The 25,097-nt window shown below is 68.5% G+C and carries 21 protein-coding genes and 1 riboswitch; of the genes, 10 read left to right on the forward strand and 11 right to left on the reverse strand.

The features are described 5' to 3' along the window. Positions 1 to 27 precede the first annotated feature (27 nt). The 7 genes from CVV76_RS13250 (at position 28) to CVV76_RS13280 (ending at position 8,162) form a co-directional block, all read left to right on the forward strand. On the forward strand, positions 28 to 1,542 hold the full coding sequence (locus CVV76_RS13250) for an ABC transporter ATP-binding protein (protein WP_102225133.1): 1,515 nt from the start codon (positions 28 to 30) through the stop codon (positions 1,540 to 1,542). Further along, complete coding sequence (locus tag CVV76_RS13255; RefSeq protein WP_102225134.1) at positions 1,529 to 2,623, forward strand: ABC transporter permease; 1,095 nt, start codon at positions 1,529 to 1,531, stop codon at positions 2,621 to 2,623. Before CVV76_RS13250 ends, CVV76_RS13255 begins: the two co-directional genes overlap by 14 nt. After that, positions 2,620 to 3,552 (forward strand): ABC transporter permease, encoded by a 933-nt coding sequence (locus CVV76_RS13260; RefSeq protein ID WP_102225135.1) that lies wholly within the window; start codon positions 2,620 to 2,622, stop codon positions 3,550 to 3,552. The genes CVV76_RS13255 and CVV76_RS13260 overlap by 4 nt, the downstream gene beginning before the upstream one ends. 76 nt (positions 3,553 to 3,628) lie before the next feature. Beyond that, a complete protein-coding gene (locus tag CVV76_RS13265; protein WP_102225136.1) occupies positions 3,629 to 4,714 on the forward strand; it encodes a BMP family ABC transporter substrate-binding protein in 1,086 nt (361 codons plus the stop codon). Between the two features lie 181 nt (positions 4,715 to 4,895). Then, positions 4,896 to 6,182, forward strand: a complete 1,287-nt coding sequence (locus CVV76_RS13270; protein WP_102225137.1) for an NAD(P)/FAD-dependent oxidoreductase — start codon at positions 4,896 to 4,898, stop codon at positions 6,180 to 6,182. 238 nt (positions 6,183 to 6,420) lie between these two features. After that, positions 6,421 to 7,503 (forward strand): NAD(P)/FAD-dependent oxidoreductase, encoded by a 1,083-nt coding sequence (locus tag CVV76_RS13275; protein WP_102225138.1) that lies wholly within the window; start codon positions 6,421 to 6,423, stop codon positions 7,501 to 7,503. After that, positions 7,500 to 8,162, forward strand: coding sequence for a DUF938 domain-containing protein (locus CVV76_RS13280; protein WP_102225139.1), 663 nt, complete (start codon positions 7,500 to 7,502; stop codon positions 8,160 to 8,162). The genes CVV76_RS13275 and CVV76_RS13280 overlap by 4 nt, the downstream gene beginning before the upstream one ends. Before the next feature lie 29 nt (positions 8,163 to 8,191). On the opposite strand, the gene CVV76_RS13285 is transcribed toward CVV76_RS13280, so the two are convergent. From CVV76_RS13285 to CVV76_RS13325, 9 genes are all read right to left on the reverse strand, one after another. Then, a complete protein-coding gene (locus CVV76_RS13285; RefSeq protein WP_102225206.1) occupies positions 8,192 to 8,971 on the reverse strand; it encodes an ABC transporter ATP-binding protein in 780 nt (259 codons plus the stop codon). A gap of 19 nt (positions 8,972 to 8,990) precedes the next feature. Then, a complete protein-coding gene (locus tag CVV76_RS13290; protein WP_102225140.1) occupies positions 8,991 to 9,755 on the reverse strand; it encodes an ABC transporter ATP-binding protein in 765 nt (254 codons plus the stop codon). 10 nt (positions 9,756 to 9,765) lie between these two features. After that, a complete protein-coding gene (locus tag CVV76_RS13295) occupies positions 9,766 to 10,971 on the reverse strand; it encodes a branched-chain amino acid ABC transporter permease (protein ID WP_102225141.1) in 1,206 nt (401 codons plus the stop codon). Between the two features lie 6 nt (positions 10,972 to 10,977). Then, positions 10,978 to 12,009: a branched-chain amino acid ABC transporter permease gene (locus CVV76_RS13300; protein ID WP_102225142.1), complete on the reverse strand. Its 1,032-nt coding sequence runs from the start codon at positions 12,007 to 12,009 to the stop codon at positions 10,978 to 10,980. Positions 12,010 to 12,138: 129 nt separating this feature from the next. After that, complete coding sequence (locus CVV76_RS13305) at positions 12,139 to 13,485, reverse strand: substrate-binding protein (protein WP_102225143.1); 1,347 nt, start codon at positions 13,483 to 13,485, stop codon at positions 12,139 to 12,141. Between the two features lie 370 nt (positions 13,486 to 13,855). Then, positions 13,856 to 14,629 (reverse strand): ABC transporter ATP-binding protein, encoded by a 774-nt coding sequence (locus tag CVV76_RS13310; RefSeq protein WP_102225144.1) that lies wholly within the window; start codon positions 14,627 to 14,629, stop codon positions 13,856 to 13,858. Then, positions 14,626 to 15,615 carry a FecCD family ABC transporter permease gene (locus CVV76_RS13315; RefSeq protein WP_102225145.1) on the reverse strand — a complete coding sequence of 330 codons (990 nt, stop codon included), beginning with the start codon at positions 15,613 to 15,615 and terminating at the stop codon, positions 14,626 to 14,628. The genes CVV76_RS13310 and CVV76_RS13315 overlap by 4 nt, the downstream gene beginning before the upstream one ends. Beyond that, positions 15,612 to 16,571 (reverse strand): ABC transporter substrate-binding protein, encoded by a 960-nt coding sequence (locus CVV76_RS13320; protein WP_102225146.1) that lies wholly within the window; start codon positions 16,569 to 16,571, stop codon positions 15,612 to 15,614. The genes CVV76_RS13315 and CVV76_RS13320 overlap by 4 nt, the downstream gene beginning before the upstream one ends. Next, positions 16,546 to 18,405 carry a TonB-dependent receptor plug domain-containing protein gene (locus tag CVV76_RS13325; protein ID WP_102225147.1) on the reverse strand — a complete coding sequence of 620 codons (1,860 nt, stop codon included), beginning with the start codon at positions 18,403 to 18,405 and terminating at the stop codon, positions 16,546 to 16,548. Before CVV76_RS13325 ends, CVV76_RS13320 begins: the two co-directional genes overlap by 26 nt. Positions 18,406 to 18,550: 145 nt before the next feature. Then, positions 18,551 to 18,768, reverse strand: a riboswitch (cobalamin riboswitch). 278 nt (positions 18,769 to 19,046) lie between these two features. Here CVV76_RS13325 and CVV76_RS13330 point away from each other — a divergent pair. Beyond that, positions 19,047 to 20,471, forward strand: a complete 1,425-nt coding sequence (locus CVV76_RS13330; RefSeq protein ID WP_102225148.1) for an amidase — start codon at positions 19,047 to 19,049, stop codon at positions 20,469 to 20,471. Positions 20,472 to 20,507: 36 nt separating this feature from the next. Here CVV76_RS13330 and CVV76_RS13335 read toward each other — a convergent pair whose 3' ends face one another. Further along, entirely contained in the window at positions 20,508 to 21,434 is a 927-nt protein-coding gene (locus CVV76_RS13335) for a DMT family transporter (protein ID WP_233192867.1), read from the reverse strand. Positions 21,435 to 21,608: 174 nt separating this feature from the next. Continuing rightward, positions 21,609 to 22,868, reverse strand: coding sequence for a fatty acid desaturase (locus tag CVV76_RS13340; RefSeq protein ID WP_102225149.1), 1,260 nt, complete (start codon positions 22,866 to 22,868; stop codon positions 21,609 to 21,611). Between the two features lie 179 nt (positions 22,869 to 23,047). Between CVV76_RS13340 and CVV76_RS13345 the strand changes: the two genes are divergently transcribed. Together CVV76_RS13345 and ftsY are read left to right on the forward strand one after the other, a co-directional pair. Continuing rightward, a complete protein-coding gene (locus CVV76_RS13345; RefSeq protein WP_102225150.1) occupies positions 23,048 to 23,731 on the forward strand; it encodes a lysoplasmalogenase in 684 nt (227 codons plus the stop codon). Positions 23,732 to 23,804: 73 nt separating this feature from the next. Beyond that, entirely contained in the window at positions 23,805 to 25,061 is a 1,257-nt protein-coding gene (ftsY, locus tag CVV76_RS13350) for a signal recognition particle-docking protein FtsY (protein WP_102225151.1), read from the forward strand. Positions 25,062 to 25,097: the final 36 nt, after the last annotated feature.

The raw sequence follows: 25,097 nt of genomic DNA on the forward strand, positions 1-25,097 counted from the left end.
GACGGGGACGGTATTAAGGATGCAGGTATGCTTCTGACCATCGAGGGGCTGACCAAGGCCTATCCGGGGGTGGTGGCCAACGACGACGTATCGTTCAGCGTGGCCGAGGGCGAGGTACACGCCCTTCTGGGCGAGAACGGGGCAGGCAAGTCGACGCTGGTCAAGATGATCTACGGGCTGGTGAAGCCTGACGCCGGGCACATGACGCTGCGCGGTGCGGCCTACGAACCGGCGGAGCCTCGGGCGGCGCGGGCGGCAGGCGTGGCCATGGTGTTCCAGCATTTCAGCCTGTTCGAGGCGCTCGACGTGGCCGAGAACGTGGCGCTGGGGATGGAGAAACCGCCCCGCCCGCGCGAACTGGCCCAGCGCATCCGCGCGGTGAGCGAGGAATACGGACTGCCGCTGGATCCTTCGCGCCTGGTGGGCGACCTCTCCGCCGGGGAACGCCAGCGGGTGGAGATCATCCGCTGCCTGCTGCAGGACCCGAAGCTTCTGATCATGGATGAACCCACCAGCGTGCTGACGCCGCAGGAGGTGGAGATCCTGTTCGAGACGCTGCGCAAGCTGTCGGCCGAGGGCACCGCGATCCTCTACATCTCGCACAAGCTCGAGGAGATACGGGCGCTCTGCGACGGGGCGACGATCCTGCGTCGGGGCAAGGTGGTGGCGACCTGCACCCCGCGCGAGAAATCGGCGCGCGAACTGGCCGAGATGATGGTGGGCCAGACACTGACGCCCCCCGAACGCGGCACGCGGGCGCCGGGCGAGGTGGTTCTCGGCGTCGCCGGCCTGTCGGTAGCCTCGCCCAACCCCTTCGGGACTTCGCTCAAGAACGTCGGGTTCGACGTGCGCGCGGGCGAGGTGCTGGGGATCGCAGGCGTTGCCGGCAACGGGCAGGACGAATTGCTGCTGGCCCTGTCGGGCGAACTCCGCAGCGACGCCGGGGCGGTGGTGCTGAAGGGCAAGCCGGTCGGCACGTTGGGCCCGGAGGGGCGGCGCGCGGCGGGGCTGGTGTCGGGCCCCGAGGAACGGCTTGGCCATGCCGCCGCGCCGGAGATGAGCCTGACCGAGAACGCGCTTCTGTCCGGCCGGGTGCGCCGCGCCCTGGTGAAATCGGGCTTCATCGACTGGAAGAAAACGAAGGGGTTCGCCGAAGAGATCGTGAAGGATTTCGACGTGCGCACGCCGGGTGTCGACGTGGCCGCAAGGGCGCTGTCGGGCGGCAACCTGCAGAAATTCGTCATCGGGCGCGAGATCCTGCAGGATCCGGCGGTGATCGTGGTGAACCAACCGACCTGGGGCGTCGATGCCGCGGCCGCGGCTGCGATCCGGCAGGCGCTGATCGACCTTGCCGCCAAGGGCGCGGCGGTGGTCGTCATAAGCCAGGACCTCGACGAGCTGCTGGAGGTGGCCGACCGCTTCGCCGCGCTGAACGAGGGGCGGCTGAGCGCGCCCCGGCCGGTGCAGGGGCTGACGGTGGAAGAGATCGGCCTGATGATGGGCGGCGCGCACGACATGGAGGTGGCCCATGTTGAGGCTTGAGAAACGGCCCATGCCCTCGCGGTTCTGGACCGCGGTGACCCCGGTGCTGGCGGTGATCCTGACGATGGTGGCGGGCGGCATCCTGTTCGCCCTGCTCGGCAAGCCGCCGGTCGAGGCGATCAGGGTGATCTTCTGGGATCCGCTCTTTGGCGCGAACAACTTCTACACTCTGCCGCAGATGCTGGTGAAGGCCGGGCCGCTGATCCTGATCGCGATCGGGCTCAGCCTCGGGTTCCGGGCGGGGATCTGGAACATCGGCGCCGAGGGACAGTACATCATGGGCGCGATCTGCGGCGCCGCGGTGGCGCTGGCGTTCTACCCGGCGGAACATTGGTACATCTTTCCGCTGATGGTGATCGCCGGGGCGCTGGGGGGCTGGATCTGGGCGATGATCCCCGCCGTGCTGAAGATCAAGTTCGGCACCAACGAGATCCTCGTGTCGCTGATGCTGGTCTACGTGGCCGAGAACATCCTCTCGTGGGTCAGCTTCGGCCCGCTGCGCAACCCGCAGGGCTATGGCTTTCCGGGCAGCCGCAACCTGCAGCAATACCCCTCGGCGCATAATGCCGACCTGATCCCGAACACCGGCCTGCACTGGGGCGTCGTGGCCGCCTTCCTGGCGGTGATCGGGGCCTATGTCCTTCTCAACCGCCATATCCTCGGCTACCAGATCCGGGTCGCAGGCCAGGCACCCAGGGCCGCGCGATTTGCCGGCGTCTCGCCCTCGCGGCTGTTCGCCTTCTGCCTGGGGACCTCCGGCGCGCTGGCCGGGCTGGCCGGCCTGTTCGAGGTGGCGGGCCCCAGCGGCCAGCTCAGCCCCGATTTCAACGTGGGCTACGGCTTCACCGCGATCATCGTGGCCTTCCTCGGACGGCTGCACCCGGTGGGGATCCTGCTGGCGGGTTTCCTGATGGCGCTGACCTACATCGGCGGCGAACTGGCGCAGCTGTCGCTCAACCTGCCGTCGGCGGCGATCCAGGCCTTCCAGGGGATGCTGCTGTTCTTCCTCCTCGCCTTCGACCTGCTTTCGAACTACCGCGTCCGCTGGAAGGAACATGCCGCGAAGGAGATTGCGAAATGATGATTGGCGGCATCGACATCGTCGTCCTGATCGCGACGCTCATGGTGGCCTCGACGCCGATCCTCCTTGCCGCGACGGGGGAGTTGGTGGCCGAGAAATCGGGCGTGCTGAACCTCGGCGTCGAGGGGATGATGATCATGGGCGCGATCTGCGGCTTCATCGCGGCGGTCCATACCGACAGCCCGGCGCTCGGCTTCCTCGCGGCGGCGGCGGGCGGCATCGCCATGTCGCTGATCTTCGCGCTGCTGACACAGCTCCTGCTGTCGAACCAGGTGGCGACCGGGCTGGCGCTGACGCTGTTCGGCCTCGGCCTCTCGTCGCTGGTGGGACAGGGCTACAACGGCGTCAAACCTCCGCCGAGCCCCGACGTGAACCTGGGGCCGCTGGAACAGATTCCGGTGATCGGCGACATCCTTTTTCGTCACGACTGGATGGTCTACGTCTCGCTCGGCCTCGTCGCCGCGACCTGGGCCGTGCTGCGCTATACCCGCGCGGGCCTGATCCTGCGCGCGGTGGGCGAGAACCACGACGCGGCCCACGCGCTGGGATACCGGGTGCGGCTGGTGCGGACGCTGGCGCTGGCCTATGGCGGGGCCTGCGCGGGGCTGGGCGGCGCCTACATCAGCCTCGTGCGGGTGCCGCAATGGTCGGACGGGATGACCGCCGGGTCGGGCTGGATCGCGCTGGCGATCGTCGTCTTCGCCTCGTGGCGGCCGTGGCGGGTGCTGCTGGGCGCCTATATTTTCGGCGGTGTCACCGTGCTGCAACTGCGCCTGCAGGCCGCGGGCATAGCGATCCCGGTGCAACTGTTGTCGATGGCCCCCTATCTGGTAACGATACTCGTGCTCGTCATCATGTCGGCCCGCCGGGGCCGTGCCGCGATGGGGGCGCCGGCGTCGCTGGGCCGTATTTTCCACGCCTCGAGCTGAGGCTCGGGCTATCGTAGCTGCCCCCTGTCGGGGCCAACAAACCCGGGCCGAACGGCCCAACTCTGGGGAGACCACCATGAAACGCAGAACCTTCCTTGCCCAGTCGGCCGCGGCCGGCACGGTGCTTGCCTCGGGCCTTGCGACCCGCGCGATGGCCGCCGACCCGTTCAAGGTGGGCTACATCTACGTCGGCGCGGTCGGCGACGGCGGCTGGAACTACCAGCACGACCAAGCCCGGCTGGCGATGGAAAAGCACTTCGACGGCAAGGTGAAGACCTCGATCATCGAGAACGTCCCCGAAGGCGCGGATGCCGAGCGCGCGCTGACCCAGCTGGCGCTGGCCGGCAACAAGCTGATCTACGCCACCTCCTTCGGCTTCATGGATGCGGTGATCGCCACCGCAAAGAAGTTCCCGCAGGTCAAGTTCGAGCACGCCACCGGCTACAAGCTGGCGCCGAACGTCTCGACCTACTCGGCGCGTTTCTACCAGGGCCGCTATGTCATCGGCACGATCGCCGGGCGCATGACCAAGACCAACAAGATCGGCTACATCGGCGCCTTCCCGATCCCCGAGGTCATCCGCGGCATCAACGCGGCCTACATCGCGGCGAAGAAGGTCAACCCGGATGTCGAGATGAAGATCGTCTGGGCCTACACCTGGGGGGACCCGGGCAAGGAAGCCGACGCCGCGCAGGCGCTGATCGACGCGGGCGTCGACGTTCTGATGCAGCACACCGATTCCACCGCGCCGATGGCCAAGGCCAAGGCTGCCGGCATCGTTGCCTTCGGGCAGGCCTCGGACATGGCGCAGTACAAGCCCACGCCGCGGATCTCGGCGATCATCGACAACTGGACGCCCTACTACATCGACCGCACCAAGGCGGCGATGGACGGAAGCTGGAAATCCGAGGCCGTCTGGTACGGGATCGGCGAGGGCATGGTGAAGATCGGCGAGATCACCGATGCCGTTCCCGCCGACGTCAAGGCCGAGGCGCTGAAGATCAAGGACGAGATCGCGAAGGGCACCCTCAAGCCCTTCACCGGACCGCTGAACAAGCAAGACGGCAGCGTCTGGCTGAAGGACGGCGAAAGCGCCGATGACGGCACGCTGGCGGGCATGAACTTCTACGTCGAAGGCATCAAGAGCGACATCCCGAAGTAAGCCCTGCATCGCACGGACAGGAAGGCCCGGCCCCGCGCCGGGCCTTCTTGTTTTTTCACCCGACTCGGGCATCATCATAGGGGCTGCCGGTATTCTGACAGACAAATAAACATATCTTGTTTTGTTAATTTGTTCATCATATGTGTTACGCCAAGCGATATGCCGAGAGGAGGGTAAGCGGATGGCTCACATCGTCGTGCTCGGGGCCGGGCTGGGAGGCTCCATCATGGCCTACGAGATGAAGGACCAGCTCCGGCCGGAAGACAGGATCACCGTCGTCACGAAGGATCCGAAATATCACTTCGTGCCCTCGAACCCCTGGGTCGCGGTGGGCTGGCGCACGCCGGACGACATCTCCATCGACCTCACCAAGACGCTGCAGCGCAAGGGCATCGCCTTCAAGCCGGTCGCGGCCGAGAAGCTGCACCCCGAGGAGAACCGGCTTGAACTGGTCGATGGCACGTCGATCGACTACGACTATCTGATCATCGCGACGGGGCCGGAACTGGCCTTCGACGAGATCGAGGGCTTCGGCCCGCACGGCGGCTACACCCAGTCGGTGTGCCATGTCGACCACGCCGCCAAGGCCCACGAGGCGTTCGAGGCGTTCTGCAAGACCCCCGGCCCGGTCATCGTCGGGGCAGTCCAGGGCGCCTCATGCTTCGGGCCGGCCTACGAATTCACCTTCATCCTGGAGACCGAGCTGCGGCGCCGCAGGATCCGTGACAAGGTGCCGATGACCTACATCACCTCGGAACCCTATGTCGGCCACCTCGGCCTCGACGGGGTGGGCGATACCAACGGCCTGCTCGAGAGCGAGATGCGCGACCACCACATCAAGTGGATGACCTCGACCCGCGTGAAGAAGGTCGAGAAGGGCAAGATGATCGTCGAACAGATCAACGAGGACGGGACGGTCAAGGCCGAGAAGGAGATGCCCTTCGGCTATGCCATGATGCTGCCGGCGTTCCGGGGCATCAAGCCGCTGATGGGGATCGAGGGGCTGGTGAACCCGCGCGGCTTCGTCATCGTCGACCAGCACCAGCAGAACCCGAAATACCGCAACATCTTCGCCATCGGCGTCTGCATCGCGATTCCCCCGATGGGGCCCACGCCGGTGCCCTGCGGCGTGCCGAAGACCGGGTTCATGATCGAATCGATGGTGACGGCGACCGCGCACAACCTGGGCAACATCCTGCGCGGGAAGGAGCCCGACGAGGTGGGGACATGGAACGCCGTCTGCCTGGCCGATTTCGGCGATTCGGGCGTGGCTTTCGTGGCCCAGCCGCAGCTGCCGCCGCGCAACGTGAATTGGGCCTCGTCGGGCAAATGGGTCCACCTCGCCAAGATCGGGTTCGAGAAATACTTCATGCGCAAGGTGAAAAGGGGCACGTCCGAGCCGTTCTACGAGAAGGCGACGATGAAGATGCTGGGCATCGACAAGCTGAAGAGCGTGCAGAAGGGCTGATCGCCGGAAGGTCACAGGATCGAGAGGAATGGAGGGAGGGAGGCGGCCACTCGCCGTCCCCGGGGATGGCGCGGCTTGGCCCGCGGGGGAGGCGGGGGCGCTGCCCCCTGCACCCCCCGGGATATTTTCGCTCAGAAGAAGGAAGGGCGGCGTTCCGGTGGGAGGATGGGAGAGCGCGGCCGCATCGGGGGCGACGCCTCCCCTTGCGTCCGCCCGCGGTTCTGCCACTCTCCGCGGCATGACACATGACATCCTGATCATCGGCGGCGGCATCGCCGGCATCGCGGCGGCGGCAAGGCTGTCGCCGCTCGGCAAGGTCCTGCTGCTGGAGGCCGAGGGCCAGTTCGCCCACCATGCCTCGGGCCGGTCCGCCGCGCTCTATGAGCCGGGCTATGGCTCTTCCGTCGTCAAGGCGCTGAATGCGGCGAGCGAGCATCACCTCTTCCATGCCGATGGCGGCGTGCTCTCTCCCCGCGGGCTGATGATCGTCGGCGGCCCGGGGGAGGAGGCGGGCTTCGAGGAGGATTGCGCCGACATGGGCCTGACCCCGATCCCGGTCGAGGAGGCGCAGGCCCGCGTGCCGATCCTGAACCCGGAGACCGTGACCCATACCGCCGTCGCGGACCATGGCTGGGACATAGATACCGACCTGCTGATCCAGAACTTCTTGCGCGCGGCGCGGGCGAACGGGGCCGAGACGCTGACCGCCACCCCCGTCACCGCGATCATGCGGCAGGGTGGCGCCTGGCAGGTGACGACGCCGAAGGGGAATTTCGCCGCGCGGATCCTGGTGAATGCTGCCGGCCCCTGGGCCGACACGGTGTCGGCAATGGCGGGCGGGCGCAAGCTGGGGCTGCAGCCCTACCGCCGGTCGATGGCGCGGATCGCGGCGCCCGAAGGCCACGAGGTGGCCAGCTGGCCGATGATCTTCGGCGCGGGCGAGACGTGGTACGCCAAGCCCGATGCCGGGGCGCTGATCGTTTCGCCCTCCGAGGCGCATCCGATGGATCCGCACGACGCCTGGGCCGACGACATGGTCCTGGCCGAGGGGCTTGCGCGCTACGAGGAACGGGTGACGGCGCCGGTCACGCGGATGCTGGCGAACTGGGCTGGCCTGCGGACCTTCGCGCCCGACCGCGCGCTGGTGATCGGGCCGGACAGTGTGCTGCCGGATTTCTTCTGGACCGCGGGACAGGGCGGGTACGGGTTCCAGACATCGGCGGGGGCAGCCGATCTGCTGGCCGCCCATGTCGGGGGCACCGCGCCCGCGCTGGAAACCGACATCGTGGCGGCGCTGCACCCCGCGCGGTTCGACGGATGAGCGCCCTCGTCCTGCCCGACACCGCGGCGCGGGCGCGGCAGCACGGGCCCTGCCGCCTTGCCCCGTCGGCGCTGCGCAACATCGACCCGATCCTCGCGCAAGTCGAGGCGCACGCGCCGAAAACGGGCCGGGCGCTGGAGATCGCCAGCGGCTCGGGCCAGCACGTCGTGCGCTTCGCCGGCGTCAGGCCCTATGTCAGCTGGCAGCCGACGGATCTGTCGTCCGCCAACCTGGCCGCGATCGAGGGCTGGCGCGCGGCCTCGGGCGCCGCGAACATCCTGCCGCCAGTGACACTCGACGCAGGTGCCGCGGGTTGGGGCACGCGGCTGGGGCCGTTCGACCTGATCGTGCTGGCGAACCTTCTGCACCTGATCCCGGACCAGGCCGCCGATACCCTGCTGGGCGAGCTTGGTCCCGCCCTGGCCCCCGGCGGCACGGCGTTGATCTACGGCCCGTTCCTGCGCGACGGCCAGCCCACCAGCCCCGGTGACCGGCGGTTCCACGAAAGCCTGCGTGCGCAGGACTCCCGGCTGGGGTACAAGGACGCGGACCATGTCGCGGCGTGTATCGCCGCCGGCGGGCCGGAGGTTGCCGCCCGCATCGAGATGCCCGCGAACAACCTGATGTTCATCGCCCGGGCGCCGCGACAGACCCCGTAGGGGGCGTTTCAACGCACCCTGCCCTGCCCTCAGATGGCAAGGTATTCTGCACGCAGCTCGGCGTTGTCGAGAACCTCCTTCGCCGTGCCGTCGAACACGACCGACCCGGTGTCGAGGATGACCGCGCGGTCGGCCAGCTTCAGCGCCCGCACCGCGTTCTGTTCCACGATCACCGTGGTGATGCCCTGCTCCTTGATGATGTTCAGCGTCTTCTCGATCTCGTCGACGATCACCGGGGCAAGCCCCTCGTAGGGCTCGTCCAGCAGCAGCACCTTGATGTCGCGTGCCAGCGCCCGGGCAATCGCCAGCATCTGCTGCTCACCGCCCGAAAGGGTCACCCCCTCCTGCCTGCGCCGCTCTCCCAGACGGGGAAAGAGCGTGTAGATCCGGTCCAGCGACCAGCCGATGGGCGGCGCGATCTGCGCGAGCTGCAGGTTCTCCTCAACCGTCAGGCCCGGGATGATCCGCCGGTCCTCGGGCACCAGCGCCATGCCGTGGGCCGAGGCCTGGTGCGCCGCCATCTTGTGCAGGGGCTTGTGATCCAGCCAGACCTCGCCATGGGTCAGACGCGGATTGTCGAGCCGCGCGATGGTGCGCAGGGTCGAGGTCTTGCCCGCCCCGTTACGGCCCAGAAGCGCCAGGATCTCGCCCTCGTGCACGTTGAAGCTGACGCCCTGCACGATGTAGCTTTCGCCGTAATAGGCGTGCAGATCCCAGACCGAGAGGAAGGCGGGCGCCGTCTCGGCATGGTTGGCGTGGCGCGAGAAATCGGGGCGCTCGGGCCGCGACGTCCTGGTTTCTTCGATCATGCTCATCTGCCCTGCTCCCTCATTCCGCGTCCTGGGTTTCGCCGAGGTAGGCCTCGCGCACCTTGGGGTTGCCCTTGATGTTTTCCGGCACGTCCTCGACCAGCGGAGTGCCCTGCGCCAGCACCGTGATCCGGTCGGCGAGAGAAAAGACCACGTGCATGTCGTGCTCGATGATCGCCATGGTGATCGGCCGGGTCGCCTTGATCTCCTTCAGCAGGTCGATCGTGTTGTTGGTGTCGGCCCGCGCCATCCCGGCGGTGGGTTCGTCCAGCAGCAGGAGCTTGGGTTCCTGCACCAGGCACATCGCCATCTCCAGCCGGCGCTTGTCGCCGCGCGAAAGCGTACCCGCGTGAAGATGCGCCTTTTCCAGCATGCGCAGGTCCGAGAGCATCTTTTCGGCCTGTTCGAGGATCCCGGCCTCGGCCTTCACCCTCTCGAACGCATGCATCCGGAAGGCGCCGTCGCGCCGGGCGAAGCAGGGGATCATCACGTTTTCCAGCACCGTCAGGTCACCGAAGATCTCGGGCGTCTGGAACACGCGCGAAATCCCCATCTGGTTGATCTCGTGCGGTTTTCGGCCCAGCACCGACTTGCCGTCGAACAGCACCGACCCGGTGTCGGGGATCAGCTTGCCGACAAGGCAGTTGAGCAGCGTCGACTTGCCCGCCCCGTTCGGCCCGATGATCGCATGCACCGTGTTCTCGGCCACCGAGAGGTTCACCTCGCTCAGCGCCTGGAGACCGCCGAACCGCTTGCCCACGTTCTTGACTTCGAGAATGCCCATCTCTGTCTCCTCACTCGGCCACGTGCGGGGCGCGTTTCGGGTGATGTTCGGGGTCGTCGGTCTTGCGGCGGCGGAACAGCCCGCCGATGCGCTGCCCCCCTTCGACCAGCCCGCCGGGCAGGAAGATCACCACCAGCATGAACAGAACCCCCAGCGTCAGGTGCCAGCCCTCGCCGGTGAAACGCGCGGCCAGCCAGACGAGCGGATCCTGGATCGCGTGCGGCAGCGCGCTGAACCAGCCGTGCAGGACCGTTTCGTTGATCTTCGAGAAGATGTTCTCGAAATACTTGATGAAGCCCGCGCCCAGCACCGGGCCGAGCATGGTGCCCGCGCCGCCGAGGATGGTCATCAAGACGACCTCTCCGCTCGCCGTCCACTGCATCCGCTCGGCCCCCGCCAGCGGGTCCATCGAGGCCATGAGGCCGCCCGCAAGGCCCGCGTACATCCCCGAGATGACGAAGGCCGCAAGGGTGTAGGGACGCGGCGACAGGCCGGTGTAATTCATCCGGTTCTGGTTCGACTTCACCGCGCGCAGCATCATGCCGAAGGGCGACCGGAAGATGCGCAGCGCGACGTAGAACATGAGGACCGAGATGAGGCCGCAGACGTAGTAGCCGACGTTGAACTGGAACACCCTTCCCAGCATCTCGACCTTGGTGGTGGAGTTCATGGCAAGACCGAAGAGCGCGGTATCGGGCAGAGAGCCAGAGTTGTTCGCCGCGTCCAGCACCCGCGGATCGGTCAGCGCCAGCTGCAGCCCGGTCTCGCCGTTTGTCAGGGGCGTCAGCACCGAATAGGCCAGGTTGAAGGACATCTGCGCAAAGGCCAGCGTCAGGATCGAGAAGTAGATCCCCGAGCGGCGCAGGCTGACATAGCCGATCAGCAGCGAGAACAGCCCACCGATCAGCACGCTGAGCACGATCGCGGGGAGGATGTTCATGCTCAGCAGCTTGAACATCCACATCGCGGCGTAGCTGCCGGCCCCCAGAAAGGCCGCGTGCCCGAAGGACAGGTAACCCGTCAGGCCGAAAAGGATGTTGAAGCCCACCGCGAAGATCGCAAAGATCGCGATGCGCTGCATCAGGTCAGGGTAGCCCGCGTTGAACTGCGCCAGCGCGCTGTTTTCCGGGAAGGGGTTCAGGAGGATCGGCGCCGCCAGCGTCAGGGCCAGCACAACGATCAGGAAGACGAAATCCTTGCGTTCCAAACCGAGCATGTCTGCTTACTCCTCCATCACGCCCTTGCGCCCCATCAGGCCGCGCGGACGGGTCAGCAGGACCGCGATGGCGATGAGGTAGATGATGATCTGGTCGATGCCCGGCACCAGATCCTTGACCGCGTTGAGCGAGGCATAGGCCTCGAGGATCCCCAGCAGGAACCCGGCGGCCACCGCGCCCGGCAGGCTGCCCATGCCGCCCACGACGACGACGACGAAGCTGATCACGAGGAAATCCATCCCCATGTGGTAGTTGGGCGAGTTGATCGGCGTGTACATCGCCCCCGCCAGCCCCGCGACCGCGGCGGCGATGCCGAACATCAGGGTGAACCGGCGGTCGATGTTGATGCCCAGAAGGCCCACCGTCTCGCGGTCGGCCATGCCCGCGCGGACGACCATGCCGAAGGTGGTGAATTGCAGGAAGGCGAAGACCGCGCCAATGATGCCCAGCGAGAACAGGAAATAGACCAGCCGCCACAGCGGGTAGACGATGGTGTTCGCCGGAAACCCGATCAGCAGACCGAAATCCAGCGATCCGGCCAGCTGCGAGGGCGCAGGCGTCGGGATCGGGTTGGCGCCGTAGATCTGCTTGATGATCTCCTGCAGCACGATCGCCAGGCCGAAGGTCACCAGGATCTGGTCGGCATGGGGACGCTTGTAGAAATGCTTGATCAGGCCGCGTTCCATCGCGAAGCCGATCAACAACATCACCGGCACCGCCAGCAAGATCGCCAGCGGCACCGACCAGTTGATGATCGCGGCCCCCGCGTCATGGCCGAACCAGTGTTCGACATAGGGCATCTGCACCTTCAGCGGATTGCCAAGGAAATCCTTCTTCGACGGGTCCACCACGGTGTAGGACAGGTTCAGGATCCGCTGCATCGTGACCGCGCAGAAGGCGCCGATCATGAACAGCGCGCCATGGGCGAAGTTCACCACACCCAGCGTCCCGAAGATGAGTGTCAGCCCCAGGGCGATCAGGGCATAGGCGCTGCCCTTGTCCAGCCCGTTCAGCGTTTGCAGGATGATCGCGTCCATCTTGCCCCCTCAGAGCAATCGACCACCCGCCCCGGTCACACCGTGGCCGGGCAGTCCTTGAGAAACGGTAAAGTCCGGTACCGGCCGCGCTGATCCTCCGCGCGCGGCCGGTCCGGTATCAGGCGCGCGTCAGGCGGCGCCGTTGTTGCACTTGCCGAGTTCGCCACCCTTGAAGAACTCGTTGTCCGGCTCGTACATGACCTTGTCGACCGGGGTGATCTCGGCCACGTTCAGCAGGTCATACTCGTTCTCGGGCTTCTCGTTGCCCTGCACCACCAGCACGTCCTTGAAGCACTGGTGGTCGGCGGCGCGGTACAGCGTCGGGCCATTGCCCAGACCGTCAAACTTGAAGCCTTCGAGCTCCTTGCCCACGGCGCAGGGATCGAAGCTTCCCGCCCGTTCCGCCGCATCCGCGTACAGCAGGGTCTGCACATAGCAGGTCTGCGCGGCCTGGCTCGGCGGCACGCCGTACTCGGTGCCGTAGGATTTGACGAAAGCCTTGGTGCCCTCGTCCTGCAACTTCCAGTTCCAGTTCGACGAGCCCAGGATGCCCTGGATGTTCTTGCCGGCGCCCTTGGCCATCAGCTCGGAAATCAGCGGAACGACGATCTCGAACTGCTTGCCGTTCACCTGCTTGTCGCGCATCCCGAACTGCACGGCCTGGGTCAGCGAGTTGACCATGTTGCCGCCGTAGTGGTTCAGGATCAGCACATCGGCGCCCGACGACAGAACCGGCGCGAGGTAGGACGAGAAGTCGGTCGAGGCGAGCGGCGTGCGCACGTCCTGCACCATCTTCCAGCCCTCTTTCTCCATGAAGTCCTTCATCGACGCGGCCTGGGTCCAGCCCCAGGTGTAGTCGGCAGTCAGCATGTAGAACTTGCGGTCCTTGCCGTATTGCTTGGCCAGCACCGGGGCCAGCGCGGCGGCCGACATGTAGGCATCGAAGAAGTGGCGGAAGCCGTTGGCCTTCTTGTCCTTGCCCGTGGTGTCGTTCGAATGGGTCAGACCGGCCATGAAGATGATGCCGGCCTCCTGGCAGAGCGACTGCACCGCCACCGCCACGCCCGAGGACGAGCCGCCCGAGATCATCACGACCCCGTCCTTCTCGATCATCGACTTGGCCGAAGCGCGCGCCGCGTCCGATTTGGTCTGGGTGTCGCCGGTGACGAATTCCACCTTCTTGCCCAGCACGCCGCTGCCCTTCAGCGCCTTGGACGAGAAGGTGCCCAGCATGCCGCCGTCGCCCTCGCCATTCAGGTGCTTCACGGCCAGTTTGAACGCCTTCAGCTCATCCGCGCCCTCGTCGGCATAGGGGCCGGTCTGCGGCACGTTGAACCCGAAGGTGACCGAGCCGCCCTTGGGCTCGTTGACGTAGGCATTGGCGCGCGAGGTAAAGATCGTGGGCATCGCGAGCCCGGCCCCGGCGATCATGCCGGTGCGCAGAAGCCCACGACGCGTAAGGTCGTATCTGGACATCAAAATTCCTCCCGTTGGTGGTGCGGGGGCGCGCCTCCTCAAACGCGGGTCCCCTCCTCCTGCCCTGAAGAACAGGGACGGGATCATCATGTGTCGAGTTGGAAAATTTTGCAACAAGCACTTAAAAATTAATGACTTTTCTGTAAATATGTAGACAGATCGACGGTCAATTTTGTCAATTGCTTTGCGCGGCGGTGCAGCGAAGCGACAGCCTCCACCTTCACGCCTGCGCGAGTTTCCCGTGATAGGCCAAGTGCTTGCCGCAGTGCGGCACACCCCCATCGTCCGCCCGCACTTCATGCCCCCGAGACGGCAGCTGCGGCGGGCACCGCACGGTATGCGACGGTAGACAGGACCGGCAGCCGGGGAATCAGCCCTCGCCGGTGACGCCCAGGGGCTGGAACACCGGGCCGTCGGCGGTGTGGGCGTGATGCGCGCGGACGTGGAACACGGCGGACAGGTTGGCAGGGCTGAGCACCTCTGCCGGCGTCCCGTCCGCGACCACCCGGCCACGATTCATCATCACCAGGCGAGAGCAATGGCGCGCCGCGAGGCCGAGATCGTGGAGCGAGACGATCACGGCATGCCCCTCGCCCGCCAGCGCAGCGAAGACCTCCATCGTGCGGATCTGGCCCGCGGGATCAAGGCCGGCGATCGGCTCGTCCGCCATCAGAAGCGGCGTCTCCTGTGCCAGCGCCCGCGCGATCAGCGCCCGCGCCTGTTCGCCCCCCGACAGCTCGGTCGCGATACGGTCCCGCAAGGGGCCAAGGCCCATCCGGTGCAACGCCCGCTCCACCGCCGCGCGGTCGGCCGCGCCGGGGCCACGCAGCCCGAGGTGCGGCGTGCGCCCCAGCGTCACCAGCGTCTCGACGGTGACCGGCCAGGCCACCTCGCGCGCCTGCGGCATCCAGGCGGCGGCCCTGGCCCGGGCGCGCGGCGTCATCTCGGCCAGCGAGGCCCGCCCCTCGTGCGGCAGGATCCCCAATGCGCCGCGCATGAGAGAGGTCTTGCCCGCCCCGTTCGGGCCGATCAGCCCGACGCATTCGCCCCCCGCCACAGACAGCGTGACCCGGTCGACCACCGGGAGATCCCCGCGCCGCACGCTGAACTCCCGCAGGGCCAGCACCTCCGCGCCCTCGGTCATCGCCCCGCCCTCCGGGTCTGCCAGATCAGCCGCAGGAAGAACGGTGCACCCACCAGCGCCGTCAGCACCCCCAGCTTCAGGTCGCGGTCCGGGGCGATCAGCCGCACGGCCACGTCCGCCGCCAGCACCATCGCAGCCCCCCCCAGCGCCGAGGCCGGCATCAACCGCGAGGGGCGCCCGCCGGTATAGGGCCGCAGGACATGCGGCACCACGAGGCCGACGAAACCGATCGCCCCGGCCACTGCCGTGCCCGCCCCCACCACGGCCGCGGTGCCCAGCACCAGCACCAGCCGGAGGCGCGCCAGGTTCACCCCCATCGCCTCGGCCGCATCCTCGCCCAGCGTCAGCGCGTCGAGGCCCCGCCCCAGCGACAGCAGCATGACGCTTCCCGTCAGCATGAACGGCAGCGCCAGCCAGACCTGCACCATCGACCGGTCGGCAAGCGACCCCATCATCCAGAACACGATATCGGCGGCGGCATAGGGGTTGGGCGAGAGGTTCAGCACCAGCGCCGTCAGCGCGCCTGCAAAGGCCGAGACCGCGATCCCGGCCAGGATCAGCGTCAGCGCCGTGCCCCGCGGCCCCGCCAGCGCCATCAGCACCGCCACCGCGATCACCGCGCCGGCCAGCGCCGCCAGCGGCAACGCCAGCAGAAAGGCCGCCGCAAGCCCGGTCTGCAGCGCGATCACCGCCCCCAGCGCGGCCGAGCCGGAGATCCCGATCAGCCCCGGCTCGGCCAGCGGGTTGCGCAGAAACCCCTGCAGCGCGGCGCCCGACAGCCCCAGCGTCGCCCCGATCATCAGCCCCAGAAGCGCCCGTGGCAGCCGGATCTCGCGCATCACCGCAACGATCGGGCCGCCCTCGCCGGTGAAAAGCGCCCGCATCGACGCCCCGAACCCCTCGCCCGCCGGGCCGATCGCCAGAGACGCCACGAAAAGGACGAGGAGGAGCGCCCCAAGCGCTCCGAGGAGGCGTCTATCGCTCATCTGACCGCCGCCATCTGTGCCACCGCCTTCACCACCTCCGGCGTACCGCAGACCCAGGACGGCCCGGAATAGACGACCTTCGCCGTCTTCTCGACTTCGCGCAGCGCCGGGTGGCGCAGGATCGCCTCGGCCCGCGAAGCGCCGGGATAGGGATGAGAGGTGACGATCACCGACGGAGCCGCCATCACCAGCCGCTCCAGCGGCAGCGTTCCCGCCCCGGTCCGCCCGGTCCGGGCGGCTAGGTTGCGAAACCCGGCGGCGGCAAGGATCGCATTTGCCAGCGTCCCGCCCCCCGGGCTGTAGCCGTTCGGGTAATAAAGCGCCGCCGTCTTCTCCGGCAGGCCCTTCGGCGGTGTGAGGCGGGCCAGCGCCACGTCCATCTTCTCCACTTCCGCCCGGGCCGCGCCCTCGCGGCCCAGCAGCCGCCCCATCCGCAGGACCGCCGCGCGCACGCCCCGAAGCGAGGTGACGGGCGCGAAGGTCTCGACCCTGAGGCCCAGCCGCCGCAGCAACGCCAGCGCGGCAGGGTCCGAGAACGTCCCCGCCAGCACGAGGTCCGGCCGCATCAGGTAGACCTCCTCGGCCTGCCGCCGGTTCAACCGGTAGCGCCCCGCCTCGGCCGCCATGGCCGACGACCTGGGATCCGCCGCCAGCCACGACACCGACAAAAGCTGCCCCGGCGCCGCCAGCCCCATCGCCAGTTGATCGGTGCACAGGTTGATCGACACGACGCGGGCAGGCGCGGGCACACCGCCCCCGGTGTCGGAACGCACCGCTCCGCCTCCCGTGTCGGCAAGCGACACCCTGACCCCAGCGTCGGCAAGCGACACCCTGAGCCCGGCATCGCCAAGCGCCACCCTGCCCGCCGGATCGCCAAGCGCCGCGCCCCCCACCGGGGACAGCGCGGCCAGGACCGCCACGGCGATCAGGTCAGAAGCTCTTGCGAAGCCCCACATACAGCGTCCGCCCCGGTTGCGCGTAATCCTCGACCAGCTGGTAGCTGGTATCGGTCAGGTGCTCCACCCGCAGGTAGGCCTCGGTCCGCGCGTCGATCGCATAACTCAGCCGCGCATCCAGCGTGGCGAAATTCGGCAGCGTCTTGCGGTCGGCCCCGCCGGTCAGCGTCAGCCCCCCGGTCAGCTTGGCCGTGAGCGGCGCGGAAAGATCCAGCGACACCATGTGCCGCGGCGGGATCGCCCAGGATTCCGAGGTGATCGAGCTGTCGGTATAGGTATAGCTGCCCGTCAGCGTGGCGCGACCGATCTCCGCGGCGCCCTCCAGCTCCACCCCCTGGCGCACCGACCGCCCCGGCACCTGCGCGTAGCAGCCATAGCCGCTGCCGCAGGCGGTCGAGCTGTAGTCGTAGCCGATCAGGTTATCCGCGCTCAGGTGGAAATAGGTCGCGCGGAGATAGCTCTTGCCGGCGAACCGCTTCTCGATGCCCAGGTCGAGGCTGCGGCTCTTTTCGGGCTGCAGCCCGGTGTTGCCGTAGGGCGAGAACAGCTCGTAATTCGACGGCGCCCGGTAGCCGGTGCCGAGGGAGGCGCGCACCGTCACGTCCGACCGCGGGTTCCAGGCCGCCGACAGCCGCCAGGTGTTCTCGCCACCGAAGCGCGAATCGTGGTCGCGCCGGGCCGCGCCGGTCACCGTCAGCTCGTCGGTCAGGGCATAGGCCAGATCGGCATAGACCCCGCTGATCCGGCGGTTCGAATGCTGGGCGCCGTAGCTGCCCTTCTGGTCGTAGGTCTCAAGCGTCGTATCCGCGCCGAACACGAGCCGCGCCTTGTCGCCCAGCGTCGCCTCGCCCTTGTAGGCCAGCTTGTTGCGCTTGCCGGTATAGGTGTAGTCGGCGCCCACGCCGGCAGGGGTGACCACGTAGTGCCGCTGGATCCGGAAGGTCTGCGCAGAAAGCGTGTTCTTCAGTGCGCCGGTCTCGAATTCGCCGTAGACCCGCAGACCGCCGGTATCAGACTTGTAGCTCGCCTCCGCATTCGGCGCGTACATCACGGTGTAGGTGCCCGGGTAATAGGTGCCGTGATCGGCCTGCGCGAAGGCGGCGAAGCCAAGCTTCACCCCGTTGGCGAAGGTATGCGCGGCATTGGCCGAAATCCGGTTGGCGTAATAGCCGTTGTCCTTGCCGGTGGCGTAATCGCCGACCCAGACCGGGTAGCCAGAGGTGCCCATGTGGCTCAGCGTCAGGGCATAATCGGTGGCGTCGTCCTTGTAGGTCAGCGTGTAGGAGCCGTTCAGCGTCTTGCGCGTGCCGGCCTCGATCCAGCTGTATTGATGCAGGCCCGGCTCGGTCGCGTGGCGGGTCTGGATGGCGACCACGCCGCCCACCGCGGAGGAGCCGTAGAGCGCGGATTGAGAGCCCTTGAGCACCTCGATCCGGCTGACGCTCGCGGTGCCGAGGTGGCCGAAATCGTAGGCCACCTGGGTGCCCGAGGGATCGGTCACGTCGATGCCGTCGACCAGCACGTCGACATAGTTCTGGCTGGCGCCCCGGATCGAGAAGCTGGCCTGCTGCCCCATTCCCCCGCGGGAGCGAAGCGAGAAGCCCGGCACCGAGCGCAGCGCCGCCGCGACCGTGGAATTCGCCGCATCGGCCAGCTGGCGGCTGTCGATCACGTCGACGGTGGCGCCGACTTTGGTGGCATCCGTCGGCACGGTGTCGGCCGAGACCACGATGGTGCCCAGGGCAAACGGTTCGGCCCCGGCGGACTGGCCGCTCAGTGCGGATCCGGTGGCGGCAAGGCCGGCGGCGGCAAGGGTGAGGAAGCGTCGGGTCATGGATGTCTGGCCTTCAGGGGCGCCCCCGGATCGGCGGGGAGGCGGGGATCGCAACGGATGTCCTTGCAAAGGCCGCGGGCCCCTCGCAGACGGTGAAACGTCACCTCTGCGGTCTGGCCGCTTCCCGGACGCGCCCCGCGCCCCGGAGAGGGTGATCCCTTCGGCAGGTCTCCTGACTTGCGGGTCACCGCTCCGGCCGGCCTTCCCGGGGCGCGCGCCCCAGTGGCATCCTCGTCCGTCGCTCGCCGCCTACAGTTGCGGGGGCAGTCGCGGCATTGGTCCACCCGGAGACACCGGAAAGAACCGCACCGCATTCCCTTTTCACCCGGGAGATCCCCGGGAACCGAAGCTGCCCCCTCTTGCGCATCGCGGGGGCGCGAGTCAAGCGCCGCCATGCCCCGCGCCCCCACCCACCCCGCGACACCGGACCTGACGCAGGAGATTTGCGTATTTGGAGAACAATGAAAGCAGGGTCTGACCTTTCATTGTTCTCCAAATACGCACGCGACCCTAGGGCCCGTGCCACGCCGCCCGCGGAGTGCGCAATTTCCGGGCGCCGGGCACGGTTCTTCAGGCTGCGGCTTGCCCCGGCCGGAAACACCCGGCAACACTGCGCCGGACCGCAGACGAAGGAACCGCGCATGACCGACCTCACCGACCTTGGCGCCAGCGCGCTGGCCCGCATGATCGCGGCGGGAGAGACCTCCGCCGCCGAGGTGATGCAGGCCCATCTCGACCGCATCGGGGCAGTGAACGGGCAGGTCAACGCGATCGTATCGCTGGGCGACCCCGACACGTTGATGGCCGAGGCGCGGGCCGCCGACCAAGCGCCGCGCAAGGGCTGGCTGCACGGCCTTCCGCTGGCGGTGAAGGACCTGCAGCTGACCGCAGGGATCCGTTCGACCATGGGTTCGCCGATCTTCGCCGACCACGTGCCGGAGAAGGACGGCATGCTGTCGCACCGGCTGCGGGCCGAGGGGGCGATCCTGATCGGCAAGACCAACGTGCCGGAGTACGGCCTCGGGTCGCAATCCTCGAACCCGGTGTTCGGCGCGACCGCCACGCCCTACGACCTGTCGCGCACCTCGGGCGGCTCCTCCGGCGGGGCGGCCTCGGCGCTGGCCGCGCGGATGCTGCCGGTCGCCGACGGCTCGGACATGATGGGGTCACTGCGCAACCCCGCCGCCTTCTGCAACGTCTACGGCATGCGGCCGAGCTACGGCCTCGTCCCCAAGGATCCCGAGGGCGACAGCTTCCTTCACCAGCTGTCGACCGACGGGCCGATGGCGCGCAATGTCGAGGATCTGGCCCGGCTGCTGGAAACCCTCGCCCGGCCCGATCCGCGTCTGCCCCACGGCCGCGCATGGGAGCCTTTCGCAGAGGATCTCGACCGCGACCCTCGGGGGCTGCGCATCGGCTGGCTGGGCGACTGGGGCGGGGCCTTCCCGATGGAGCCGGGCATCCTGGAAACCTGCCGGTCGGCGCTGGAGATCATGGCCGACCTGGGCTGCATCGTCGAGGAGGTGGCGCCCCCCTTCGACGCCTCCGCGCTGTGGCAGAGCTGGATCACGCTGCGCAGCTGGGCCGTCGCCACGAACCTGTCGGTGCACCATGCCGATCCCCGCCGCCGCGACCTCCTCAAGCCCGAGGCGGTGTGGGAGACAGAGCGCGGCCTCGCCCTCTCGGCGATGGAGGTGCACCGCGCCAGCGTCACCCGCTCGGCCTGGTTTTCCCGCGCGGCGGAGCTGTTCGGCAGCTACGACGTGCTGGTGCTGCCCACGGCACAGATCTGGCCGTTCGACAAGAATGTGCTCTGGCCGAAGGCGATCGGCGCGGCGGAGATGGACACCTACCACCGCTGGATGGAGGTGGTGGTGCCGGCGAGCCTGATCGGCCTGCCCGCGATCTCGGTCCCCGCCGGCTTCGGGACCGATGGCCCCGGGGCGGGCCTGCCGATGGGGATGCAGCTTATCGGGCCGCGCGGGGCCGATCGGGCGCTTCTGCGCCTCGCCCAGGCCTGGCACCACGCCACCGACTGGCCGGCGGTCCGCCCGCCCGCGCTCTGACTCCCCGGAGGGAGGAAGTCGACGGGAGAGGGACGCCTAGCCTTTCATCTCGTTCACCACCGGGGTCACCCGGCGGCGCTTGATCACCGCCTCGCGCCAGGTGATGAAGCTGACCGCCGTGATGATGATGCCGCCGCCGAGGATCACCCAGCCGTCGACCGGCTCGGCGAAGAACAGCGCGCCGGTCGCCGTGGCCCAGACCAGTTGCAAGAAGGTCACCGGCTGGGTCACAGTCACCGGCGCCAGCTTGAAGGCATGGGTCATCATCAGGTGCCCGGCAGTGGCGAACCCGGCGGTGAGGAACAGCCAGAACACCTCGTGCAGCGTGGGCGTGACCCAGACGGCAGCGGCGAAGGGGGCCAGGGCGATCGTCACCCCGATCGACAGCATGGCGACGATCACCGCGGGCGAGGCCTCGTCCGACAGCCGCTTTGCGATGAGGTAGGAGGCCGCGAAGAACACCGCCACCGCCAGCATCGCCATCTGCCCGTGCGAGATCTCCTGCACCCCCGGCCGCAGGATCACCACGACGCCGAAGAGCGCGGCGAAGACCGCAATGAGGCGCCTCAGAGCCAGCGTCTCGCCAAGGAAAAGCGCCGCCCCGATGGTGACATAGACCGGCGAGAGGTAGTTCATCGCCGTGACCTCGGCCATCGGGATCCGCGCCATGGCATAGAACCACAGCATCACCCCCAGCGCATGCACGAGGCCGCGCACCGCAAACAGGCCCACGCCCCGCGGCGTGTAGCGGTTGCGCAGGATGGGCCCCAGCATCGGGATCAGGAAGACGAGGCCGAGCGCGTAGCGCAGGAACGCTGCCTCGGTCGAGGGCAGCGACTGGCCCAGGCACTTGACGATCGCATTGACCCCGACGAAGGCAAAGCCCGATCCGAGCATCCACAGGATCCCGGCGGTCGGCCGGTGCACGGCCATGCCGTTAACAGGTGAAGCAGTTGTCGCCATGGCCGGACCTCACCCGAAAGTGTGCGCGATGGCAAGGGCCCGCGTACCAGGATCGCGCGGGATCGGGGAGCAGCGGCCAGGGGCGGAACGTGGCCGTCCAGGGCCGAACGGGGTGTCGGCACGGGCCGGAGGACCGGCCGCCCCTCAGTTCCGCCCCTCTCAGTTCCGCCCCTCTCAGCTCCGGTCGTCCTCCGCCCCGCGGGCCAGAGCCATCGTGCGGCTGACGGCCTCGGCGATCGCGGCGTTGGGATCGGCCGGCCCGGGCCGCGCCTGCGCGCCCGTCTCCGGCTCCACCTGCACCGAACCGTCGGGGAGGCCCGCATCGCCCCACGCAGCGGTCGGCATCTCACCCTTCGCCCCGGCGGGTGCGGGCACCATGCCCTCCGGTTCGGCAACGGTCGCGGGGGGCACGTAGCCTTGCCAGCGGCGGGCGCGCTTGTCCATCATCCGGTGCCAGAGCGGCGGGTAAAGCGCGATCGCCCCCATCACCGGCAGCGAATGGGGAAGGATCGGCGCGGAGCCCCCCGCGGGCATCGCCAGCGCCGGATAGGGCGTCGCGGGCCGGGCATGATGCGCCGAATGCCGTGGCGCGTTCAGCATCAGCGCCGCCGAATACCAGTGCCCGGCGTTCCACGAATGCGCCGCCCCCACCGGCTCCGACCGCCCCCCGGGCAGCACCCGCCGCTCCAGCCCGTAGTGCTGCACGTAATCCGACACCAGAAGCTGCATCTGCGCATAGGCCGCCAGCAGCAGGTAGGCCAGCACCCCACCCGCCCCGAACAGCAGCGCGGCCACCGCCAGGCAGGCCAGCGATCCGCCGGCATAGGTGACGTAGGGATGCCAGCCCTTCGCCTTGCGCGCCCGCCCACGCATGGCCGTCTCGATCTCGGCCCCGGCGCGAAAGCTGCCCCACCAGGCGCGCGGCGCAAAGGCCCAGAAGCCCTCACCCAGCTCGGCGGTATTGGGATCCTCCGCCGTGGCCACGTAACGGTGATGGATATGCCGGTGCGCCGAGGTGTGGTGCCCGAAGAGCAGGCTGATGTAGACCCACATCCCCAGCCGGAACAGGCTGCGGTCCGCGCGGTGGATCAGTTCGTGCGCGTTGGAATTGCTCACCTGCCCGAAGAACAGCCCGAAGCCCAGGAACAGCGCGATGCGCGCGCCCCAGCCCAGCCCCGTCGCGCCCGAGACCGCCGCAACCGCCAGCAGCAGAAGCCAGAAATGCGCCCCGGCCAGCACGACCGACAGGCGATCCGCGGCGGGAAACTCGGTCCCCTCCGGCGCCTCCGACGCGGCCCGCGCGACAACTTCGTCCAGAAGAAAGACGAACAGCGTGACATAGGCGAATGCGGCCAGCGCCCAGGGCCCGCCCAGGACGCTCCCCATCACGAGAAGCGGCAGGGGGATCAACGTGGCAATCGTGAAAAGCAACATGGCGGTCTTTCGGTCCGGTCCGGAACGGGTCTAAAGGGGCGGGGCCGAGCGAAGCAGCAAATGATGGCGCGAGCAAGGCGCATGCGTGCCCCGGATATGCCGCCCGGACCGGACCGAAAGACCGCCCGCCGGCGCGCCCCTCGCGCCACCGGGCGCGCCGCAACCAAAGGAGCCCTGCGATGCACGACCAGACCCTTGCCGGCAACCTCGTGACGGCGCTCCTGTCGCTGGGGGTCGGCTTCGCGGCGGTGTACCTGCTGCAATGGTGCACCCGTCCCGTCTCGTGGCCCCGCAGCGGGGTCAAGACGCTGGCCACGCTGTGCCTCGCAGGCGCCGCCGCCACGCTGGGCGCGCCGTTGCTGGTGACCCTCGGGCTGGCCCTGGGCGCGGCGGGCGATTTCGCGCTGTCCCGGCCCGGGCGGCGCGCCTTTCTCGCCGGGATGGCGCTTTTCGCGCTGGGGCACCTCGCCTATGCCGCGGCCTTCCTGCGGGCCGGGCTGGGCGACATCTTGCTGCTGCCCGCCGTCGCGGTGGCAGCGCTCGCGCTGTCCACCGAGATCTGGCTGCGCCCCCGCACCGGCGCGCTGAAATGGCCGGTGCGCGGCTATGTCGTGGCGATCACGGCGATGATGCTGGCGGCCCTCACCCTGCCCGACCGCGCCCTTGCCGTGATCCTCGGCGCCGCGCTGTTCCTCGGCTCCGACCTGTTGCTGTCGACCGTCCTCTTCCCGCGCCCGGGGGCGTCCCGCGCGCCCTCCACCCGGCTCTCGCGCCTGGCGTCGCGCATGGCATGGGTCGGCTACTGGGCCGGCCAGGCGCTGATCGCGCTCGGCGCGGCCGCCGCGCTGGGGATGCGGCCCTAGGCGGCCAACCCCCTTCCCCTCGGGCCGCCAAGGGATTAGGTCAGGAAGACCCCACGCAAAGACGGACCGCCGCATGTCGTTCTTCAAGAAACTCAAGGACCGGATGTTCAAGTCCTCCTCGAAACTCGGGGACGGGCTGGAAAGCCTCGTCGAGGACGGCGCGAGCGAGGAGGTGGCCGAGGCCGAGCTGGCCGAGGAACGGCGCGACGAACGTCACTCCGACGGGAGCACCGCCGAAACGGCTGCCCCGCCGGCCAAGGATTCCCCCGTCCCAAAGCCTGAGGGCAGCGCGCCCCGAACCGCGCCCCGAACTGCCTCCCCGGCCGCGCCCCCACCCACGCCGGCCGCTCCGGCTCAGGTTGCCCCCACTCCCGCGCCCCCCACTCCGGCGCCCCCCGCTCCGAAACCTCCGGCCCCGGCCGCGCCCACCCCGGTCTCCGAGGCCACGCCCCAGAAGCCCGGCTTCATCGGCCGCGCCCTCGGCCGGACCGAGGCGCGCCGCGTCCTCGACGACGAGATGCTGGAAAGCCTCGAGGAGCTGCTGATCCAGTCCGACATGGGCGTCGACACGGCGGTCCGCGTCACCGCCAACCTCGCCGAGGGTCGCTACGGCCGCCGCCTATCGGTCCCCGAGATCAAGCGCGCCCTGGCGGACGAGATTGCCCGGATCATGGACCCGGTGGCGAAACCGCTCCCGCTCTACCCCTCCAAGCCGCAGGTGGTGCTGGTCGTGGGCGTCAACGGCTCGGGCAAGACCACGACGATCGGCAAGCTCGCCGCGCAATTCCGCGCCGCGGGCAAGAAGGTGGTAATCGCCGCGGGCGACACCTTCCGCGCCGCCGCGGTCGAACAGCTCCAGGTCTGGGGCGAACGCGCGGGCGTCCCGGTGATGACCGCGCCCGAGGGCTCCGATCCCGCCAGCCTCGCCTTCGAGGCGATGACGAAGGCCCAGGCCGAGGGCGCCGACCTTCTGATGATCGACACCGCGGGGCGGCTTCAGAACCGCGCCGACCTGATGGAGGAGCTGGCCAAGATCGTCCGCGTGATCCGCAAGAAGGATCCGGACGCGCCGCACAACACGCTCCTCGTACTCGATGCCACCACCGGCCAGAACGCGCTGAGCCAGGTCGAGACGTTCCGCAAGCTCGCCGACGTCTCCGGCCTCGTGATGACGAAACTCGACGGCACCGCCCGCGGCGGCGTCCTCGTGGCGCTGGCCGATCGCTTCGGCCTGCCGATCCACGCGATCGGCGTGGGCGAGCAGATCGACGACCTCGCCCCCTTCGACCCCGAGGATTTCGCCCGCGCCCTGACCGGGGCCGAGGGATGATCCGGTCCGGTCCGCCCCGCGAGACCTCCCTTCCCC

It is taken from the genome of Acidimangrovimonas sediminis, assembly GCF_002871005.1.
Taxonomy (GTDB): Bacteria; Pseudomonadota; Alphaproteobacteria; order Rhodobacterales; family Rhodobacteraceae; genus Acidimangrovimonas; species Acidimangrovimonas sediminis.

Excerpts from the sequence above, each read along its gene's own strand:
- CVV76_RS13285 (WP_102225206.1), bottom strand. The coding sequence starts at position 8,971 with ATGATCGAAGAAACCAGGACGTCGCGGCCCGAGCGCCCCGATTTCTCG.
- CVV76_RS13315 (WP_102225145.1), bottom strand. The coding sequence starts at position 15,615 with ATGAGCGATAGACGCCTCCTCGGAGCGCTTGGGGCGCTCCTCCTCGTC.
- ftsY (WP_102225151.1), top strand. The coding sequence starts at position 23,805 with ATGTCGTTCTTCAAGAAACTCAAGGACCGGATGTTCAAGTCCTCCTCG.
- CVV76_RS13270 (WP_102225137.1), top strand. The coding sequence starts at position 4,896 with ATGGCTCACATCGTCGTGCTCGGGGCCGGGCTGGGAGGCTCCATCATG.
- CVV76_RS13300 (WP_102225142.1), bottom strand. The coding sequence starts at position 12,009 with ATGGACGCGATCATCCTGCAAACGCTGAACGGGCTGGACAAGGGCAGC.
- CVV76_RS13345 (WP_102225150.1), top strand. The coding sequence starts at position 23,048 with ATGCACGACCAGACCCTTGCCGGCAACCTCGTGACGGCGCTCCTGTCG.
- CVV76_RS13255 (WP_102225134.1), top strand. The coding sequence starts at position 1,529 with ATGTTGAGGCTTGAGAAACGGCCCATGCCCTCGCGGTTCTGGACCGCG.
- CVV76_RS13275 (WP_102225138.1), top strand. The coding sequence starts at position 6,421 with ATGACACATGACATCCTGATCATCGGCGGCGGCATCGCCGGCATCGCG.
- CVV76_RS13250 (WP_102225133.1), top strand. The coding sequence starts at position 28 with ATGCTTCTGACCATCGAGGGGCTGACCAAGGCCTATCCGGGGGTGGTG.
- CVV76_RS13310 (WP_102225144.1), bottom strand. The coding sequence starts at position 14,629 with ATGACCGAGGGCGCGGAGGTGCTGGCCCTGCGGGAGTTCAGCGTGCGG.
- CVV76_RS13335 (WP_233192867.1), bottom strand. The coding sequence starts at position 21,434 with ATGGCGACAACTGCTTCACCTGTTAACGGCATGGCCGTGCACCGGCCG.
- CVV76_RS13260 (WP_102225135.1), top strand. The coding sequence starts at position 2,620 with ATGATGATTGGCGGCATCGACATCGTCGTCCTGATCGCGACGCTCATG.
- CVV76_RS13330 (WP_102225148.1), top strand. The coding sequence starts at position 19,047 with ATGACCGACCTCACCGACCTTGGCGCCAGCGCGCTGGCCCGCATGATC.
- CVV76_RS13265 (WP_102225136.1), top strand. The coding sequence starts at position 3,629 with ATGAAACGCAGAACCTTCCTTGCCCAGTCGGCCGCGGCCGGCACGGTG.
- CVV76_RS13305 (WP_102225143.1), bottom strand. The coding sequence starts at position 13,485 with ATGTCCAGATACGACCTTACGCGTCGTGGGCTTCTGCGCACCGGCATG.
- CVV76_RS13325 (WP_102225147.1), bottom strand. The coding sequence starts at position 18,405 with ATGACCCGACGCTTCCTCACCCTTGCCGCCGCCGGCCTTGCCGCCACC.
- CVV76_RS13320 (WP_102225146.1), bottom strand. The coding sequence starts at position 16,571 with ATGTGGGGCTTCGCAAGAGCTTCTGACCTGATCGCCGTGGCGGTCCTG.
- CVV76_RS13340 (WP_102225149.1), bottom strand. The coding sequence starts at position 22,868 with ATGTTGCTTTTCACGATTGCCACGTTGATCCCCCTGCCGCTTCTCGTG.
- CVV76_RS13295 (WP_102225141.1), bottom strand. The coding sequence starts at position 10,971 with ATGCTCGGTTTGGAACGCAAGGATTTCGTCTTCCTGATCGTTGTGCTG.
- CVV76_RS13280 (WP_102225139.1), top strand. The coding sequence starts at position 7,500 with ATGAGCGCCCTCGTCCTGCCCGACACCGCGGCGCGGGCGCGGCAGCAC.
- CVV76_RS13290 (WP_102225140.1), bottom strand. The coding sequence starts at position 9,755 with ATGGGCATTCTCGAAGTCAAGAACGTGGGCAAGCGGTTCGGCGGTCTC.